Origin of the sequence: Mucilaginibacter antarcticus, from assembly GCF_042686155.1 — a bacterium.
Taxonomy (GTDB): Bacteria; Bacteroidota; Bacteroidia; order Sphingobacteriales; family Sphingobacteriaceae; genus Mucilaginibacter; species Mucilaginibacter antarcticus.
In genome coordinates this window covers 158879-178228 of sequence record NZ_JBHUON010000007.1, presented here as the reverse complement: position 1 = coordinate 178228, position 19350 = coordinate 158879, and the positions used below count along the sequence as shown (strand labels likewise).

General features: G+C 43.4%; 18 protein-coding genes. 8 read left to right on the top strand and 10 right to left on the bottom strand.

What is annotated here, in order from left to right; genetic code table 11:
- Positions 1-82: 82 nt before the first annotated feature.
- Complete coding sequence (locus ACFSYC_RS08345) at positions 83-1075, bottom strand: aspartate-semialdehyde dehydrogenase (protein WP_377125635.1); 993 nt, start codon at positions 1073-1075, stop codon at positions 83-85.
- Positions 1076-1328: 253 nt separating this feature from the next.
- On the opposite strand from ACFSYC_RS08345, the gene ACFSYC_RS08340 reads away from it, so the two are divergent.
- The 5 genes from ACFSYC_RS08340 to lepB all read left to right on the top strand — a co-directional run bounded on the left by ACFSYC_RS08340 (position 1329) and on the right by lepB (position 5615).
- A complete protein-coding gene (locus ACFSYC_RS08340; RefSeq protein WP_377125632.1) occupies positions 1329-2273 on the top strand; it encodes an NAD-dependent epimerase/dehydratase family protein in 945 nt (314 codons plus the stop codon).
- Positions 2274-2342: 69 nt separating this feature from the next.
- Positions 2343-3068 carry a YebC/PmpR family DNA-binding transcriptional regulator gene (locus ACFSYC_RS08335; RefSeq protein ID WP_377125629.1) on the top strand — a complete coding sequence of 242 codons (726 nt, stop codon included), beginning with the start codon at positions 2343-2345 and terminating at the stop codon, positions 3066-3068.
- 65 nt (positions 3069-3133) lie between these two features.
- Positions 3134-3352: a DUF2442 domain-containing protein gene (locus ACFSYC_RS08330; RefSeq protein ID WP_377125626.1), complete on the top strand. Its 219-nt coding sequence runs from the start codon at positions 3134-3136 to the stop codon at positions 3350-3352.
- Positions 3353-3439: 87 nt separating this feature from the next.
- Complete coding sequence (locus ACFSYC_RS08325) at positions 3440-4459, top strand: hypothetical protein (RefSeq protein ID WP_377125623.1); 1020 nt, start codon at positions 3440-3442, stop codon at positions 4457-4459.
- Positions 4460-4514: 55 nt separating this feature from the next.
- A complete protein-coding gene (lepB, locus tag ACFSYC_RS08320; protein ID WP_377125620.1) occupies positions 4515-5615 on the top strand; it encodes a signal peptidase I in 1101 nt (366 codons plus the stop codon).
- Positions 5616-5643: 28 nt separating this feature from the next.
- On the opposite strand, the gene efp is transcribed toward lepB, so the two are convergent.
- The 8 genes from efp to ACFSYC_RS08280 all read right to left on the bottom strand — a co-directional run bounded on the left by efp (position 5644) and on the right by ACFSYC_RS08280 (position 14547).
- Entirely contained in the window at positions 5644-6207 is a 564-nt protein-coding gene (gene efp / locus ACFSYC_RS08315; protein ID WP_377125617.1) for an elongation factor P, read from the bottom strand.
- A 161-nt stretch (positions 6208-6368) separates the two neighbouring features.
- Positions 6369-7412, bottom strand: a complete 1044-nt coding sequence (locus tag ACFSYC_RS08310) for an NAD(P)-dependent alcohol dehydrogenase (RefSeq protein ID WP_377125614.1) — start codon at positions 7410-7412, stop codon at positions 6369-6371.
- Between the two features lie 364 nt (positions 7413-7776).
- On the bottom strand, positions 7777-8901 hold the full coding sequence (locus ACFSYC_RS08305; RefSeq protein WP_377125611.1) for a glycosyltransferase: 1125 nt from the start codon (positions 8899-8901) through the stop codon (positions 7777-7779).
- Entirely contained in the window at positions 8901-9518 is a 618-nt protein-coding gene (locus ACFSYC_RS08300) for an ABC transporter ATP-binding protein (RefSeq protein ID WP_377125608.1), read from the bottom strand. The genes ACFSYC_RS08305 and ACFSYC_RS08300 overlap by 1 nt, the downstream gene beginning before the upstream one ends.
- 293 nt (positions 9519-9811) lie before the next feature.
- Positions 9812-10594, bottom strand: a complete 783-nt coding sequence (gene lpxA, locus ACFSYC_RS08295; protein WP_377125605.1) for an acyl-ACP--UDP-N-acetylglucosamine O-acyltransferase — start codon at positions 10592-10594, stop codon at positions 9812-9814.
- Positions 10591-12003 carry a bifunctional UDP-3-O-[3-hydroxymyristoyl] N-acetylglucosamine deacetylase/3-hydroxyacyl-ACP dehydratase gene (locus tag ACFSYC_RS08290; RefSeq protein ID WP_377125602.1) on the bottom strand — a complete coding sequence of 471 codons (1413 nt, stop codon included), beginning with the start codon at positions 12001-12003 and terminating at the stop codon, positions 10591-10593. Before ACFSYC_RS08290 ends, lpxA begins: the two co-directional genes overlap by 4 nt.
- 88 nt (positions 12004-12091) lie before the next feature.
- Entirely contained in the window at positions 12092-13132 is a 1041-nt protein-coding gene (gene lpxD, locus ACFSYC_RS08285) for a UDP-3-O-(3-hydroxymyristoyl)glucosamine N-acyltransferase (protein ID WP_377125599.1), read from the bottom strand.
- Between the two features lie 191 nt (positions 13133-13323).
- Positions 13324-14547 (bottom strand): HD domain-containing protein, encoded by a 1224-nt coding sequence (locus tag ACFSYC_RS08280; RefSeq protein WP_377125596.1) that lies wholly within the window; start codon positions 14545-14547, stop codon positions 13324-13326.
- Between the two features lie 199 nt (positions 14548-14746).
- Here ACFSYC_RS08280 and porX point away from each other — a divergent pair, with 199 nt between their 5' ends.
- The 3 genes from porX (at position 14747) to ACFSYC_RS08265 (ending at position 18044) form a co-directional block, all read left to right on the top strand.
- Positions 14747-16300, top strand: a complete 1554-nt coding sequence (porX, locus tag ACFSYC_RS08275; protein ID WP_377125593.1) for a T9SS response regulator signal transducer PorX — start codon at positions 14747-14749, stop codon at positions 16298-16300.
- 65 nt (positions 16301-16365) lie between these two features.
- Positions 16366-16782, top strand: coding sequence for a tRNA (adenosine(37)-N6)-threonylcarbamoyltransferase complex ATPase subunit type 1 TsaE (gene tsaE / locus ACFSYC_RS08270; RefSeq protein WP_377125590.1), 417 nt, complete (start codon positions 16366-16368; stop codon positions 16780-16782).
- 35 nt (positions 16783-16817) lie between these two features.
- A complete protein-coding gene (locus ACFSYC_RS08265) occupies positions 16818-18044 on the top strand; it encodes an alanine dehydrogenase (RefSeq protein ID WP_377125587.1) in 1227 nt (408 codons plus the stop codon).
- A 657-nt stretch (positions 18045-18701) separates the two neighbouring features.
- On the opposite strand, the gene ACFSYC_RS08260 is transcribed toward ACFSYC_RS08265, so the two are convergent.
- Positions 18702-19316 (bottom strand): hypothetical protein, encoded by a 615-nt coding sequence (locus tag ACFSYC_RS08260; protein WP_377125584.1) that lies wholly within the window; start codon positions 19314-19316, stop codon positions 18702-18704.
- Positions 19317-19350 lie beyond the last annotated feature (34 nt).

Here is a 19350-nt window from a genome sequence, read left to right as displayed (position 1 = left end):
AATGATACATTTTCACATAAAACAAATAAGGGATAACCAGCTGGCTATCCCTTATGTTTCGTTATAATTACTTTTGAGCAGCCTAGCCTACTAGTTTATTAGCAACCAAATATTCTGCAATCTGCACCGCGTTAGTAGCGGCACCTTTACGCAGGTTGTCACTTACTATCCAGCAGTTTAAAGTATTGTCCTGGCTTTCGTCACGGCGGATGCGGCCTACAAACACTTCGTCCTTATCATGCGCGTCAAGCGGCATTGGGTATTTAAGGTTAGCAACATCGTCTGTCACAACAATACCCGGCGCTTTGCTTAGTAGGTCTTTTAGTTCGGCCAGATCAAAATCATTGGCAAACTCAATGTTTACAGACTCTGAGTGACCGCCCATAACGGGGATACGTACCGTTGTAGCCGTGACACGGATACTGTCGTCACCCATAATCTTATTGGTTTCTTTAACCATTTTCATCTCTTCTTTAGTGTAACCGTTTTCGGTAAACACATCGATATGAGGCAAAACGTTCAAATCAATTTTATACGGGTAGGCCATAGGGCCATCAATACCCGCGCGCTCGTTCATTAACTGGTCTACAGCCTTAACGCCCGTACCGGTTACTGATTGATAGGTTGAAACAACAACACGTTTAATTTTATATTTATCGTGCAATGGCTTTAAAGCCACTACCATTTGTATAGTTGAACAATTTGGGTTTGCAATGATCTTATCCTCTGTAGTCAACACATTAGCGTTAACCTCCGGCACTACCAACTTTTTGGTTGGATCCATGCGCCATGCAGATGAATTGTCAATTACAGTGGTACCCGCCGCTGCAAATAATGGAGCCTGGGTTAATGATGTACTTCCACCGGCAGAAAATAAAGCAATATCCGGCTTCTGTTTAATCGCATCCTCAACAGAAATTACCTTTATAGCCTTACCCTTGAAAGTGATTTCTTTACCAACACTTTTTTCTGATGCGACTAATAATAGTTCTGTAATGGGGAAGTTGCGTTCTGCCAGAACCTGCAACATTTTAGTGCCAACCAACCCGGTGGCGCCTACAACTGCGATTTTCATTATGTTTAATTTGTTTTTTAGTGTAATGAAGCTACCTCGCGGCGGTTTCATTATTGTTTATATGGTGTGTTAATTAAATAAACTACAAAGATGCACTTTTTTTGCTTAACTGGAAATTACACTTGTGGCAGCAAGGGCCAGGGTGCCAGCGCCAGTCATTGCAAAAATATGCTTTAACTGCATGGAAGGATTGTTGCGACAAATTATATTTGGTGTCGCCCAAATTTTTACCTTTGCTCAACTGAAACTCTGTATGACCGAAAAGATTATTGTAATTGGCTCAAACGGCCAAATTGGCACCGAACTGGTAATGAATTTGCGTGCCAAATATGGCATAGACCAGGTAATAGCATCAGACATACGCCCTACCGACAATCCGCTAACAAGCTCGGGGCCGTTTGAACTGGTAAACGTACTTGATAAAAACATTTTGCGCAGCCTGTTTGAAAGGCATCGCCCAACTCAGATTTACTTACTCGCAGCAATACTATCCGCTGTAGGCGAACAAAAACCAAAACTTGCCTGGGAGCTAAATATGGATGGTTTGATCAATATCCTTGATTTTGCTGTCGAGTTTAAAACCGCTAAACTTTTTTGGCCAAGCTCAATCGCTGTTTTCGGCCCGCATTCGCCAAGAGAAGATACCCCACAGTTTTGTGTGATGGACCCCAACTCTGTTTATGGTTTCAGTAAACTGGCCGGCGAACGTTGGTGCGAATATTATTATAGCAAACATGGTTTAGATATACGGAGCATCCGCTATCCCGGCCTGATAGGTTGGCGTTCTGAACCAGGTGGCGGTACCACAGATTATGCCGTTGATATATTTCATCAGGCGCTAGCCAAAGGCGAATATCAAAGCTTTTTATCTGCCGATACCGCTTTGCCAATGATGTATATGGAGGACGCCATACGCGCAACTGTTGAACTGATGGAAGCGCCTGCCTACAAAATAAGTATTCGCTCATCGTATAACCTTGCCGGCATTAGCTTTACGCCTGCGCAACTATCGGCAGAAATTAAAAAGCACTTGCACGATTTTGAAATAAGCTATGCTGATTTTGACCCGCGCCAGGCTATTGCCGACAGTTGGCCAAAAAGCATTGACGACACTTATGCGCAAAACGACTGGGGCTGGAAACAAAAGTTTGACCTGGCCAGCATGACGGCAGATATGTTAGAGAACTTAAAAAAATAAAAAGAAACCTATTATCTTTACCTTTTACAACCTATGGACAATGACCATAGGCTATTGACTTAATATACTATGGGAAGAGCATTTGAATTCCGTAAAGAAAGAAAATTTAAACGTTGGGCCAAAATGGCCGTGCAGTTTACCCGTTTGGGTAAAGAGATAGTGATGGCTGTTAAGGCGGGTGGCGGTGATATCAACACGAACTCGCGTTTACGCACCGCAGTACAAAACTCCAAGGCTGTTAATATGCCGAAGGATCGTGTAGAGGCTGCTATAAAACGTGCCACCAGCCGAGACGAGAAAGATTACGAAGAGCTGGTATACGAAGGTTACGCCGCACACGGTGTTGCCGTTTTGGTTGAAACCGCTACAGACAATACTAACCGCACTGTTGCCAACGTTCGCAGCTATTTTACCAAATACAACGGCGCGCTGGGTAAAACCGGATCGCTGGATTTTATTTTTACACGTAAATCTGTATTTACCTTCGCGCCCGGCGACCGTGACCTTGAGGAACTGGAATTTGAACTGATTGATGCCGGCTTAGAGGATATTTTTGTAGAAGCAGATGAAGAAGGAAATGATGTGGCTGTATTGCACACCGCTTTTGAAGATTTTGGCAAAATGCAAAAAGCTTTAGAGGAAATGGGTATTGAAGTAAAATCGGCAAAGTTGGAACGCATTGGCCAGTCGTTTAAAGACGTTACCGAAGAGCAAGCGGTTGATGTTTTGAAATTGATTGACCGCCTTGAGGAAGACGACGACGTACAAGCTGTTTACCATAATATGGCCGAATAATAAGAATAGCTAATTGTTGATTGGAGACTGGGTTTATATCAATTCAAAATCTTACAGACCATACTATGCCACTATTCACCACACGTAAGCAAGAGAAAAAGGTTAAAGTAATTTTTAACAATGGACTACTTATTGTTGAGAAAGATGGCGGCAAACAACAAGTGTTTCCGTTAGAATGGTTTCCGGCTTTGCGAAATGCAAGCGACGAAGATCGTGAAGATTGGCTCCAAACCGACAAAGGGATACATTTTAATAAATTAGGATTGGACGTGTCTATCATATAAGAAGCAAGAGTTTAAGAATCAAGAGACGAGAGTATATACTTAAGTTGTCTTCCTTCTTTATCCTGGATGGTGAATTTTACTACAACAATGACTTTCGAAGAGTTTTTTACAAAGAAGCGAATAGATCTAACAGCCTTGCAACAGGGCGACCCGAGGCTGTTTTCTGAATTTAAATTACACTTTGAACAAATGGGCGAAAAAAGCTTCGACCACACCAAAAAATACTGGTTCAACAGCTTACGCAAGGACTATCACCTGGCGCCCGGGATTAAGGTTGAAAAACCGAAGATGGAGAATCAGCTAGCCGAGCAAACTATTGCTGACGAGTTAAGCCAGATTAGTACGCCTGCCCCAAAAGTTGGCTTTACACCACGATTTAAAGGTGCAACAACCCCATCTGCGGAACCAACGCCCAAAGAACTTCCTGACTCAACACAGGCAACAGCCGAAGACAAACCGAAAGTTGGCTTCACCCCTCGCTTTAAAGCTGGTGCAACCAAACCTGCCGACGTTCTGTCCGAAGAGAAAAAAGAAGAAGCCCCTGTAGGGGATCAACCAAAGGTTGGCTTTACGCCAAGATTTAAAGCAGGTGTAACTCAAACAACAGAAGCACCATCGGAAGAAAAAGCAACTGAAAAGGCAGCAGAAGATAAGCCAAAGGTAGGTTTCACGCCACGATTTAAAGCAGTGGTAACCAAACCAACTGATGTTTCGGCAGAGGAAATAAAAGCTGAGACGCCAGTGACTGCTGACCAACCCGACGCAGAGAAACCTAAAGTTGGCTTTACGCCGCGTTTTAAGGCGGGTGTAACTAAAGCTGTTGATACTCCAACACTAGAAGAAAAAGCGGAAGCACCTGCTAGTGAAGAAAAGCTCGCAGAAGAAAAACCTAAAGTTGGCTTTACCCCGAGATTTAAGGCTGGTGTCACAAAGACTACGGAAATCCCGTCCGAAGAAATCAAACCTGTGGAAACACTTTCGCCGAACGTACAAGTAGAAGATGTTATCGGCTTAGAAAAGCCTGTTGAAGAGAAACCTAAAGTCGGCTTTACACCGAGGTTTAAAGCAGGTGTCACTAAAAGCACACCGCCACCGGCCGAAGAATAAGCGTCACTGTAACAATATACGGAGCAACTTGTCTAAGTTTTATAAACTTAGGCTCATGAATTGGAAATTCCTATCCCGCACAAACACCGCATCGGCTAAGCCAAAATCAGCTATCCGCGAATGGCTACATGCTATTGGATTTGCATTGGTGGTGTCAACCATAATACGTGGCTTGCTATTTTCTGCTTATGCGATACCCTCCGGATCAATGGAAGGTACGCAGCTTACCGGAGATTATTTGTTTGTGAGTAAAATAAGTTATGGCCCGCGTATTGCAAATACGCCATTGGCTATTCCGTTTTTAGAGCCAAAGGTTGGCAATTTTAAAACGTATTGGGACGGGCTGCAATTACCATACCTCAGGTTACCAGGCTTATCGCACATTAAAAATCAGGACATTGTCGTTTTTAATAAGCCTGATGAAGCCGGTCCGGAATACAACTTGCCTACCGATGAACGCACTTGCCTTATAAAACGATGCCAGGCTATTCCCGGCGATGTGTTAAGCATTGTAAATTCGCAGGTTTACATTAATGGCAAAGCTGCACCTAATGCGCCTAAGCTGCAAACCTCATATACAGTTGTAACCAATGGTTTGGATATTAATACAGAGGTGATAAATGAGTTACGTATTGCTATTCTTGGGCAAACAGCGCCAAATACCTTCGTGATGAATATGTCGGTTGCGGCGGCTAACACCATCAAAACCTACTCGAATGTTAAGAGTATTGTTGCTGACTTTCAAACATCAGGGCGTTATGATGCGGCCATCTTCCCGCACCACGAAAACTTTAAATGGAATCTGGACAACTACGGGCCGATCCGCCTTCCCAAAAAAGGTTGGACAGTATCCTTGACTGATTCGACACTAACCTTATATCGTAGGGCTATTGAGGTTTATGAAAATAATAAAGTAGCTGTTAATGGAAAAAACATCCTGATTAACGGGAGTAAGGCCAGCAGCTATACTTTCAAAATGGACTATTACTGGATGATGGGCGACAACCGCCACAATTCGCTCGACTCGCGCTATTGGGGCTATGTACCCGAGGATCATATCGTTGGTAAGGCTATGTTGACTATTTTCAGTACTGATTCAACTAAGAACGTTTTTAGCCGCGTAAGGTGGGATAGGGTATTAAGGCCGATAGAGTAATACTGCCCACCTGGCATTAAAAGAGGGTTTAAGCTTTCACACGTTCGACATACGTCCCACTTGTAGTATCAACCTTAACTTTATCGCCTATGTTTATGAATAGCGGAACACTTATCTCTGCACCGGTTTCAACGGTTGCTTTTTTCATAGCTCCGGTTGAAGTATCGCCTTTAACAGCGGGCTCGGTGTAGGTAATTTCTAGCTCGGCAGACTGCGGGATAGAAGCCATAATAGGCTCATCACTCTCAAAAGCTACGATAACGTTCATACCTTCTTTCAGGAATTTAACGGCCGGCCCAAACAAGGCTTTTGGTACAGTATGCTGATCATAGGTATCATTATCCATGATTACCAGCCCCATACCATCATCATATAAGTATTGATAGTTGTTGGTTTCAACACGGGCAATAGTCACGTCTTCATCTGTGCGGAAACGGTACTCGACCAGTTTGCCACTTTTAACATTGCGCATACGTGCCTGGTAAAAAGCGCGTAAGTTACCCGGGGTGCGATGTAAAAACTCTTCAACCTGCAACAGTTCGCCGTTAAAGCGCAGGATGTTGCCATTTTTTACTTCAGATGCTTTAGACATGATACTTACTATTGAGCGGCAAACTTAGAAAATAGATGCGAGATTTGAGATATCAGACTTGAGAATTTTAAACGAAGAAAGCCGGAATAACCCGGCTTTCTATCAAGTAGTTATTATAATGAGCGTGTCTCATTTCTCAAATCGCCCGCCTCCTATCTGGCTTACAGAGTAGCCATGTCAATTACAAAGCGATAACGTACATCACCTTTTACCATACGGTCATAAGCGGTCTGGATATCTTTAATGTCAATCATCTCAATATCCGACACAATGTTGTGCTCTGCGCAGAAGTCAAGCATCTCCTGAGTTTCGGCAATGCCGCCAATGCTCGAACCGGCAAGGCTTCTGCGCCCGCCGAATAAGGCAAACGCTTCGATGCTGGCTGGTTCAGGCGGAACACCTACGCAGATATGCACACCATTCATTCTCAATAGGTTTAGGTACATGTTGAAATCATGCGGGGCCGATACGGTATCTAGTATAAAGTCGAACGTGTTGGCTGCTGCTTTAACTTGTTCGGCGTCTGACGTTACCAGGAAGTGGTGAGCGCCTAACTTTTTAGCGTCTTCCTCTTTCTTAGGCGATGTGCTCAGTACGGTAACCTCGGCACCAAACGCTACCCCGAACTTAACGGCCATGTGGCCCAATCCGCCCAAGCCTAATACGGCTAGTTTGTGGCCCTTGCCCACGTTCCAGTGGCGTAGTGGCGAGTAGGTGGTGATGCCTGCACACAGTAATGGTGCGGTAGCGGCCAGGTCAACGCCTTCTTTCATGCTTAGCACGAAGTCCTCGTTAACCACAATGCTGTTTGAGTAGCCGCCGTAGGTTGGGGTTTTCTTGTCTTGCTCTAAGCCGTTATAGGTTTGCGTGCTGCCCGGTATACAGTATTGTTCAAGCCCCTCTTTGCAGTTTTCGCAAACGCGGCACGAGTCTACCATACAGCCGGTGCCTGCCAATTGGCCTACCTTGAATTTGGTTACGTGGTCGCCTACTTTTACTATGCGGCCAACTATCTCGTGGCCCGGCACCATAGGGAATATCCCTTCAAACCAGTCGTTTTTGATCTGGTGAAGGTCTGAGTGGCATACGCCACAGAATAGTATGTCGAATTGCACATCGTGCGGACCAACTTCACGTCTTTCAAAGTCCCATGGAGCAAGGTCTGTTTCGGGCGTTTGCGCCGCATATCCTTTTACTGGTATCATAAGTAGTTCTTGATGTTAAATACTATAATAAAGGTATGGCATGGCTTATTGTTTTGCCTAATAGCGATTGTATTAATTGTGCAATAAATGGGGTGTATGCGGGCCTTGTTTCACGCGTGTGTGACACAGATGAAACAAGTGAAACAAGATTTTTGGTTAACTATCTAGTTATAAGAGAATTACAAAAATAGGGTGAAACAAAATGAAACAAAATTTTCGATTAAACAATTGACAATGAGATATTTACAATTAATATTATTTTCGCTAAATGAAACAAAAAGTAAAGGATTTTATCAATGAATTGACTGATTCTGCCTGGCAAAGTCTGAGTATTTTGGTAGTAAAACCCGTATTTTTCTCACCTTTATCGCTCTTTTTTCAGTGCATCCAGCGGGTAAAACGTATCTCGCCAGTAAATGCCGCCTTGCCTTAGGGTGATAAAGGCCGACCGGGCAACAATATAAGCCATTAAAAATCCTGCGTAAGGGACCATCAAGGCATACCACCATTTGTTGGGTGGCACTACAGCGAAATATAGAATTTGGACGACCAAAAACAACAGCGCCATTAAACGGATGGCAATATCGCCAAATATCAACATTACCGGCAGTGGAAGTGCGACGAATAGCAAAGCGCCCGAAATATCGAACAGTGTACGGTATAGGCTATAATTACCCATTGCAAAACTATTTTTCATTAAGCCATCTCTAAACTGCTTAATCGTTTTATACCACTCTAAACAGATATAGTCTTTGCCGCTTAATGCATCCTGGCGCAAGCCAGCTTGTTTAATATTCTTGCCAAGTTTCGCGTCGTCAACCGGGTTTAATTTTATGGCTATGTGGGTGCCTACTTTTTCATACGCGGTGCGGCTTAGCAGGTTAAAGGCACCTACGCCTATAAAGCCGCTTCTTTTAGGTTTCCGGGCGTCCCATGGGCGTATAACCGTCATTAACATCATGCTGAATGTACCCAATATGCTATTTAATAAGGTCGACCTTGATCTTACATCGGGCAATATCGATAAATGATCAAGCTGGTGTTTTTCAACATACCCAAAAGCCCGGCTTATAGCATCGGGGTGAAACTCGACATCAGCATCGGTAAACAAGAGCCAGTCTGCGGTGCTGTGTAAGTAGCCCTGGTATAAAGCATTGTTTTTACCCAGCCAGCCATCCGGCAAACTGCGAAGCGTAATTACGGTAAGTTTTGGGTGATTAAAACGTGCAAGAATTTCGCCGGTGCGGTCCGTAGAGCGATCATTAACTACAATTATCTGATGGTTTTGATAATTGATATTACACAAACTTTGCAGTGCTTTTTCAATGTCCTCCTCCTCGTTACGTACTGCTATAATTATGGCCAGTGTTGGTTGCGCCGCAATTACAGGTTGCGCTTTGAGAAATTTAATAGTACGAAGATTTAACAGCAAGTAAGGCACCATTAGTAATGTGACTACGGTTACTATAGTGCTGTATACGGTCAGCATCACTTATAATCAGTAATATTTAACTTATGCGTACAAAAACTATACTCATGCAATTGGTTTGAACAGATAATAGTTAGCCTGCCCGCAGCAAATTGCTGTACCAGGCTTAGATACCATTCTACCCCCTGCGCATCCAGATTTGATGTCGGTTCGTCCAGCATGAGTATAGGTGTATCGGCACAAAAAGCCAAAGCCAGTTTAAGGCGCTGTTTCATGCCTGACGAAAAATAGCGGATCAGTTTATCAGCGCTTCCCGGCAGGTTGAGCAAAGCAGTCAAAGCTTGCTTATCTATCCCCGGTTTATAGGCTTTAAACTTAAAATGAAAATCGATCATCTCGCTCAGCGAAAACTCTTCTATCAATTCAAGGTACGGCGCGGCAAGGCTGAGGTATTGAAACACCTGCTCAACCTCCAGCGGCTGATCGTTTAACGCATAGGTAATTGTACCGGCAGATGGCCCCAGGCTGCCATTTAAAACAGAAAATAAAGTTGATTTACCCGAACCATTTGAGCCCAGGACGGCGTAGGTTTCGCCGGCAATGAAGGTGTAGTCTACCCCTCTGAATATCCAGTCTCTGTTAAAGCGGCGGCCGATATTTTGAAGAGTGATTTTCATTTAGATTATTAACTATAGAGCGTATTTCATATTTCAAAAAAGGCCGTCATTGCGAGGAACGAAGCAATCTCTACACAGGACAATCATTATACTGAATTACTAGCGATAGCGGGCAGTACACCCACCACCAAATTGTGCGCATTGATAAGCTTATGTAGAGATTGCTTCGTTCCTCGCAATGACGTAGTGAAAAAAGCGTCAACTCAGTTTAAAACACATGGCACCAGCCGCATACTTTACATGCTGGCAGTCTATATCGTTTTCACTCTCACCTACGACAACTGACCAGCCAACTATATACCAAACCCCTTCATGATACCGCGTTGCGAGTTTTGTACAAAATTGATAATCTCGTCGCGCTCAACAGTTGGGTTAAATTCGGCTTCGATAATGTCTAAAGCCTTGGTGATATTGTATTTTTTCAAGAAGATAACACGGTAAATCTCTTGTATTTCATTGATCTTTTCGCTGCTAAAACCGCGGCGACGAATACCCACCGAATTGATACCGATGTATGATACCGGCTCGCGGCCCGCTTTGGTAAATGGCGGCACGTCTTTTCGCACCAATGACCCGCCCGATATCATGCTATGCGCGCCAATTTCGACAAACTGGTGTACCAGTGAACCGCCGCCTATAAAGGCATAATCGTACACATTAATGTGGCCTGCTAACTGTACCGAGTTGGCAATAATCACATTATCGCCAATCATACAATCGTGCGCTACGTGTACGTAAGCCATCAGCAAGCAATTACTGCCTATAGTGGTGGTATTTTTATCTAAAGCTGTACCGCGGTTAAGTGTTACGCATTCGCGGATAACGGTGTTATCGCCAATGGTTACCGTGCTTGGCTCGCCTTTGTATTTTAAATCCTGTGGCGGTGCAGATACCACCGCGCCGGGGAAAATACGGCAGTTTTTGCCAATACGCGCGCCATCCATAATAACCGAGTTTGAGCCTATCCAGGTACCCTCGCCAATTTCAACATCCTTATGTATAGTTACAAAGGGTTCAATTACTACGTTGTCGGCTATTTTAGCTTGAGGATGTATATATGCTAAAGGTTGGATCATGCTTCGTCAGTTTTTGTTTTTTTTACTATTTGTGCCATTAGCTCGGCCTCAACAACCACACGCTCGCCAACCATACCCACACCTTTCATTTGGGCAATGCCACGGCGAATTGGCGCTATTAAATTACAATGGAAAATGATCGTATCGCCCGGAACAACTTTGTCTTTGAAGCGGGCATTTTCTATTTTAAGGAACAAGGTAATATAATTCTGCGGATCGGGCACGGTATTCAGCACCAGTATGCCACCGGTTTGGGCCATAGCCTCAATTTGCAATACGCCCGGAAATAAGGGTGCGCCGGGGAAATGGCCCATAAACAAACCTTCGTTCATGGTTACATTTTTAAGGCCCACTACGTGGCTTTTTGTTAACTCAAGGATCTTGTCTATCATTAACATGGGGTAGCGGTGCGGCAATATCTCCATTATCTGCACGGTATCATATACCGGCTTCATGCCTGGATCGTAAATTTTAAAATGCTTGCGGCTACGCTCCTTTTTAATGAGCATTTTTATCTTTTTGGCAAAGGCTACGTTAGCCGCGTGGCCCGGCCTTGCAGCCATAATGTGCCCGCGCAATGGTACGCCAACCAGCGCCAAGTCGCCAATCATGTCCAATAATTTGTGTCTTGCAGGCTCGTTTTGGTGGCGCAATTCAATATTATTCAGGATACCCTGTGGGGCTACGCTGATGTCTTTACGGTTAAACAGTTTGGCTAAATGATCAAGCTCTTCCTGGTCAACCTCTTTATCTACTACTACTATCGCGTTATTTAAGTCGCCGCCTTTTATCAGGTCGTGCTTTAATAACATCTCCAGCTCATGCAAAAAGCAGAAAGTGCGGCAAGATGCAATGTCGTCAACAAACTCTGTTATTGATGATATGCTGGCGTGCTGGCTACCTAATACCTGGCTGTTATAATCAACCATACAGGTAAAACGATAATCGTCATCTAAAGGCATAGCCACCATCTCTACCTTACGGTCGGGTTCAGAGTAATGGATATTATACGGTATGTGGTAATATTCTCTGTCAGCTTCCTGCTCTAAAAAACCGGCGCTGCGTATGGCATCAACAAACTGGATAGAACTGCCATCCATAATAGGCGTTTCGGGGCCGTCCATGTCTATCAGCACGTTATCAACTTCAAGGCCAACCAGGGCGGCAAGTACGTGTTCAATGGTACTTACGCTGGCGCCATTTTGAGATAATGTGGTACCGCGTGATGTATCGGTTACGTTATCGCAATCGGCATCAATAATGGGCATGCCTTCAACATCTATCCTTCTAAACTTATAGCCGTGGTTTTCTGGTGCGGGGTTAAAGGTTAGGGTAACCTTCTCGCCGGTATGTAAACCCGATCCCGAAATAGATACGGGCGCCTTGATAGTTCTTTGTTTAATATTCATCCTTATTTGGTCATTCGTCATTGATCATTAGTCATTGGTTTGGTTAGCCGATGATTAAACTCAATGACTAATGGCCTATAACAAATGACTAATTAACTTTCCTCAGTTCTGCTATTATTTTTTCTAATTCCTGGATCCGTTTTTCAAGCTCAGGCAGGCGCTGTACCACCACTTGCGACCGCATATTACTGCTGTATGCAAACGCGGGGCTGCCCGCCCATTTTTTGTTTTCGTCGGTAATGGTACGGCTAATACCCGATTGCGCCTGTACTTGTGTGCCTTTGGCTACACTGATATGGCCTACTACACCAACCTGGCCACCCAATATTACCTGCTCGCCAATTTTTGTTGAGCCGGATATCCCGGTTTGAGCGGCTATTACCGTGTTATTCCCTATCTCGACATTATGGGCTATTTGTACCAGGTTGTCCAGCTTTACGCCTTTACGTATAATGGTCGATCCCATCGTCGCCCTGTCAATAGTAGTATTCGATCCTACCTCAACATCATCCTCTAATACCACATTACCTATCTGGGCTATCTTTTTAAAGGTTCCGTCGCCGGTTGGCGCAAAGCCAAATCCATCGCTGCCAATAATGGCACCCGAATGAATAATTACATTATCGCCCAAAACACAATCAAAATAAACTTTTACGCCGGCAAAAAGCGTAACGTTGTTACCTACAGTAACATTATCACCAACATAAGTACCGGGATAAATTTTGCTATTGTCGCCCACTTTAACATCCGGACCGATATAGGCAAACGCACCTATGTAAACATCCTGGCCAATAGTGGCCGTTGGGTGTATAAAGCTGGGTTGCTCTACACCGCTTTTATTTAGCTTTAACGTGCTGTAAGCATCTAATAAAATTGAAAAAGCACTGTAAGCATCTTCTACCCTTATCAGCGTGGCCGTAACGGGCTGCGTTAGCGTAAGACTGTTATTTATGATAACAATAGAGGCATCGGTAGTGTATAAATATTGTTCATACTTAGGATTAGCCAAAAAAGAAAGAGCGCCGCTGCCGGCTTCTTCAATTTTAGCCAGCGCACTAACCGCTACCGAAGGGTCACCTTCGACAGTTCCGTTTAGTAATGAAGCTATTTGCTGTGCGGTAAATTGCATGGGCGCAAAGTTAATTATTTATTTATTAAGTGAATGGTGAATGGTTGATTGCGAAAATCGTGGTAGAGATATAACAAAATCACTATTTACAGCCATATTTACCTTAACCATTCACTACTTACTACTAACCATTCACTACTCACTACTAACCACTCACTACTAACCACTCACTACTCACTACTAACCACTCACTAAACAAGATCTTTACTATAAACCAATGTATACTTTTCTACCGTTTTGGCAAGGGCCTCAAGGTTAGCATAATCGCTGGCTATGGCTATGTCTTTTACGGTGCCGTCTTTCATCAGCAAACCAATGTTGCCCTCGCCCACGCGGTAGGCGTTGTTGGTTATCGATCCTGTGAAAACAAAATACTTTACCTCGTCGTCGCTGATACCATACTTTACCATGGCTTTATTACGCAGATCGGCCACCAATGGCTTGTTAGGTTGTTTATTGCTGATATCAACATGAAACAACTTACGGTGCACAAAATCGCTACACAGTTTTGCAAGTACAAAATCATCGTTATTGGCCCAAACCTTTATAGCCGACAGGATATCCGTATCGTCCAATCGGGTAAACACCTCTACATGGCCTTCTTTTTCAAATTCATCGCGGGTTAGGGTTCGCTCTAAAAAATGGCAAAGGGCCGGGGTTGCAAACAGCGTTTTGCCGCTTAACACCAGTTCGCGGCTGCGTTCTAATATCTTCACCAGCAAAAGCTCGGCTGCCAACACCGTTTTATGCAGGTAAACCTGCCAGTACATCAGGCGGCGGGCTATAATAAATTTCTCTACCGAGTAAATACCTTTTTCTTCAATAACAATATGATCGTCTTGCACATTCAGCATTTTGATGATCCGCTCAGAGCTGATCACCCCTTCTGATACCCCGGTAAAAAAGCTGTCGCGGTTCAAATAGTCTAACCTGTCCATATCCAGCTGGCTTGATACCAGCTCGTGCAGAAAGCGCTTACGGTACGTGCCTTTAAATATGCTGATAGCGGTTGTTAGTTTGCCGTCAAATTGATGGTTTAACCTATCCATCAGCAGGATAGAAATATCCTCGTGCGAGATGCCTTTAACAATGGTGTTCTCTAACGCGTGCGAGAACGGACCATGACCAATATCATGCAATAATATGGCTATGGTAACGGCTTCTTCTTCGGCCTGGGTAATTTCGTGGCCTTTGCTGCGCAGGGTTTCAATGGTCATCTTCATCAGGTGCATGGCACCCAGCGCATGATGAAACCGGGTATGCAACGCGCCGGGATACACCAGGTGGGTCATGCCTAGTTGCTTAATATAGCGCAAGCGCTGAAAGTAAGGATGCTCAATCAGATCGAACACCAACTCGGTTGGTATACTGATGAATCCGTAAACCGGATCATTTATAATTTTCTTTTTATTCAAGGTGTATTTTATGCAATGCAAAAGTGTTAAATTAAGATAAACATTGCACTTTCTATTTGTTAAATTTTGTTAATACCGCGTCATCATGTGTAACAAAACAAACTGTTTAGGGTTATATGCCTATGTTTGGCTTAATTATGCTTTAACCGCTTAGTTCGACAATCAGCTTTTATTTACAGATTACTATAAAGATACTATTATGCAGGAGACCACCATACTTTGGGCTGACGACGAGATTGACCTGTTAAAACCACACGTACTTTTCCTGACCGAAAAGGGCTATAAATTAACCACCGTAACCAACGGTAACGACGCTGTCGAGGCGTTTAAAAATGGATATTTTGACCTGGTTTTTTTGGATGAAAATATGCCGGGCCTTACCGGTATTGAAACACTGGCACAGATAAAAAACATCAACAACGATGTGCCGATAGTGATGATTACCAAAAATGAGGAAGAATACCTGATGGAAGATGCCATTGGCTCAAAAATTGGCGACTACCTGATAAAACCGGTTAACCCTAAGCAAATACTGCTTACCATAAAAAAACTGACTGAAAACAAACGCCTGGTGACCGAAAAAACCACCATGGCCTATCAGCAGGATTTCAGGACGCTGGGTATTACGCTTAACGACAACCTGAGCCACCAGGAGTGGGTTGACGTTTACAAAAAACTAATTTACTGGGAGCTTGAGCTTGGCCAACTGGAAGATGCCGGCATGCACGAGATATTGACCATGCAAAAAGCAGAGGCCAACACCCAGTTTTGCAAGTTTGTTGAACGTAATTACCTTGATTGGATTAAGAACCCCGACACGGCTCCAACCAGTTCGCCGCAGTTGTTTAAAAAGAAGGTGTTCCCGATACTTGATGGTAAAGCGCCGGTATTTTTTATATTGATTGACAATTTAAGGTATGATCAGTTTAAGATCATCAACCCTATCATATCGCAATACTTTAAACTGGAGGAGGAAGATACCTATTACAGTATTTTACCTACAGCAACGCAATATGCACGTAACGCCATCTTTTCGGGCCTGATGCCTTTGGAAATGGAGAAACGTTTCCCGGATAAATGGCAGAATGACGAGGACGAAGGCGGTAAAAACCTGTTTGAGTCTGATTTTATTACCGACCAGATAAGCCGTGTGTACCGTAGAGAATGCAAGCACTCGTACCATAAGATTTTGAACATTGACGAGGGCCGCGCGCTAAACGACTCTGTAAACAACCTGATGAAGAACGACCTGAACGTGGTAGTTTACAATTTTGTGGATATGCTGTCGCATGCCCGTACAGACATGCAGATGATTCGCGAGCTGGCAAGTGACGACGCGGCTTACCGGTCTTTAACGCTATCATGGTTTGAGCACTCTCCGTTATTTGACTTGTTGAAGTTTTTAGCCCAGAAACAGGTGCGTGTGGTTATCACAACCGATCATGGCACTATCAGGGTACGTAGACCAAGCAAAATCATCGGCGACCGTAATACCAATACCAATTTGCGTTACAAACAGGGTCGCAACCTTAACTTTAACGCCAAGGATGTATTCCACATACGCAACCCGCATGATGCGATGCTGCCTAAGCTGCACCTTAGCTCAAGCTTTGTGTTTGCCAAAGAGGATACTTACTTTGTTTACCCTAACAACTACAATCACTTTGTTAATTTTTATAACGAAACCTTCCAGCACGGCGGCATATCGTTAGAAGAAGTGATTATACCGATAGTTACTTACGGGCCTAAATAAGTTTTTTATACTTTTGTCATTACGAGCGTTGCGTGGAACTCGCATGCTCGCAATGACAAATTTATATGACACTTACCGCCCCAACCCTTTCAGACCTTCCCGCAGCAGCAGCGCAACTCATTAGCTTTGCCGGTACCGAAAAAGTTTTTCTATTTACCGGCGATATGGGTGCTGGTAAAACTACATTTATCAAATCGGTGTGCGAGGCTTTAGGCGTTACGGGTGGTGTTACCAGCCCGACATTTGCTATTATTAATGAGTACAGCGCGCCAAACCAAAAAATTTATCACTTTGATTTTTACCGCCTTAAAACACAAACAGAGGCTTTGGACATGGGTGCTGAAGAATATTTTTACTCGGGCAATTACTGCTTTATTGAATGGCCCGAACAAATACCGGATATGTTACCGCTGCACTACATCAGCGTAGCCATTAAGGTTTTGACAGATGGAAGCCGCGAAATTGCTATTGATAAGGTTTAAGGTTTTTGTTATCTTCATCCACATTAAAACAGATTATGAGTTCAGGGAAATACAGTGGATTTTCTGATGTTGCCAAGCAGGCAATGATGCAGCCCCAGGAGTCGGCGCTTGAGGTTAAGAATAAGAAGAATAAACTTTATATAGGTATCCCCAAAGAAATATCCTTTCAGGAAAACCGGATCCCGTTAACCCCATTATCCGTTGCCTTACTTGTTAACAACGGTCACGAAGTAATGCTGGAAAGCAATGCCGGCAAAGCCGCTAAGTTTTTAGATAAAGACTATTCAGAACAAGGCGCCCAAATCGTTTTTGACACCAAAAAAGTTTACGAAGCTGATATCATCATCAAGATAGCCCCCCCTACTTTAGAGGAGATAGCCATGATGAAACCCGGCCAGATACTGATATCTGCGCTGCAGGTATCAACCCTTAAACCAGATTGCCTGCACGCCATGCTAAAAAAGCAGATTACAGCTTTATGTTTTGAGCACCTGCGAGACGAGGGCAACTCGTTAAGCGTTGTACGCGCCATGAGCGAGATTGTTGGCGCAACCTCTATACTGATAGCGGCCGAATATCTGAGCAATATTTTTGATGGTAAGGGATTGATGCTGGGTGGAATAACCGGTGTACCACCAACAGAGATTGTTATACTTGGCGCAGGTACGGTGGGCGAGTATGCCGCACGTACCGCGATATCACTAGGCGCTGAAGTTAAGGTCTTTGATCCCTCTATTTACAAACTGCGCCGCCTGCAAAATAACATAGGCGCGCGGGTGTTTACATCAGTGGTACAGCCAATTGTTTTAGAAAAAGCCATTACCACCTGCGACGTTGCCATTGGCGCCATGCGGGCCGAGGATGGCCGCAGCCCCTGCATAGTGAGCGAGACTACTGTAAGTAAAATGAAACCTAATTCGGTTATTATTGATGTGAGCATTGACCAGGGAGGATGCTTTGAAACCTCGGAAATTACCAACCACACCCATCCGGTGTTTCGCAAGTATGATGTAATTCACTACTGTGTGCCTAACATTGCATCGCGTGTAGCGCGTACCGCTACGTATGCGCTGACAAATATCTTCGCGCCTATCTTACTAGACATTGGCGAACAGGGTGGGATAAAAAATCTGATTTGGCAAAAGGCCGGCATCCGCGAAGCGGTATATATTTACCAAGGACACCTTACCAATAAGCACCTGGCCGAACGTTTCTCTTTACCGAGTAAGGACCTGGACTTGTTGATTGTGTCAAATCGTTAGGGGTTAAACACAAGGTATCATAGTAGAGTTAAACTTCTTGCTTCATTAACATATTAGTTTAAGTCAAAACATTTGACAAAAAACTTCTCGAGCCGGCAAAAAAGAGGTCATTTCTTACTTTGAAGAATTTCTCTTTTGATTTTGAATAAATACTTTCTTTTTTTATCCATCCTTTCGAGTGCAATATTAATTAATTGCAAGGTTCTGTTCATCATCATTTATGTTGTAAACAAACGCAATTAAGTCTTCATGATATTGAATATTATCTGGATAATACTTTATAAGCAATTCATAAATTTTTGGATATCTTCTAATTGATATTTTTCTAGTATATCATCTTGATTGACGAGATGTAAACTATCAGCAAAAAAAATTCATAATTTTTTCATTTAAAAACAAAGTCGAATTCATTGCTTCATATTCATTCCATAGTTCAACTTCGCTTTCAAATAATGCTTTCAAGGAATCGAGTTTCAATTCAATCTCTGATTGCTTCACCTATTTATCCATTAATCTTACTTCTTCATGTCAGTATTTCACGCCAACAAGCCTTTTTGGGGCATAAGTATTGAATCAGTCATTAAGTTTTATTAACCTGTTTACAGATATTCTCCGCTTATTTGTTGAGAACAGTGACGGCGTTGTGTATTCCAGTCGTTAAAAACTCCTTACCGGCGGAATAAACGACGGGTTGTATTTTTCTATATTATACTCTTGCGGTATCTCGCTTTCATGATGTTTTTTGCCGTAGTGGGTTATAAATATCTCGCGTGCGTCGTTCTCATTAATGCTTATAGAAAACAACAGGTCGTAATCATCGTTAGCCAATCCATCAAATGGCGCTTTAACACCCAAAGCACTTATCATCTGTATAAGATCTTTTTGTTCAGCAACTATCAGCACGTTATTACCCTGAAAGTTGCGCGTAATTTTACTGATAAATGCGCTAACACTATCAGCAGTATACACCCTTGGCAAAACTTTAACCTTCTCGGCTAATGGCGCTGCGGTTTGCTCGGCAGGTTTGCCAGTCGGTATGTAAATGGTTTGGATCTTTTCGCGCTTTAATATTTTCACCAGCGCTTCTGCACGGTCGTGCCCCTCGCTGGTTAAGCCGGGCTTTACGTTGCTGGCAGCTAATACTGTTTGGCTTTTCTCTGCAACACGCACTATAAAGATGTTGGTTTTTTGGGCAAAAGCATTAAAATTGCTCAGTAATAGTAAAGTTATTACTACCTTAAAAAATCCTTTAAAACAATTGATCTTTTTCATTGCTGTATAGTATGCTATTTGGCAGTATATACAA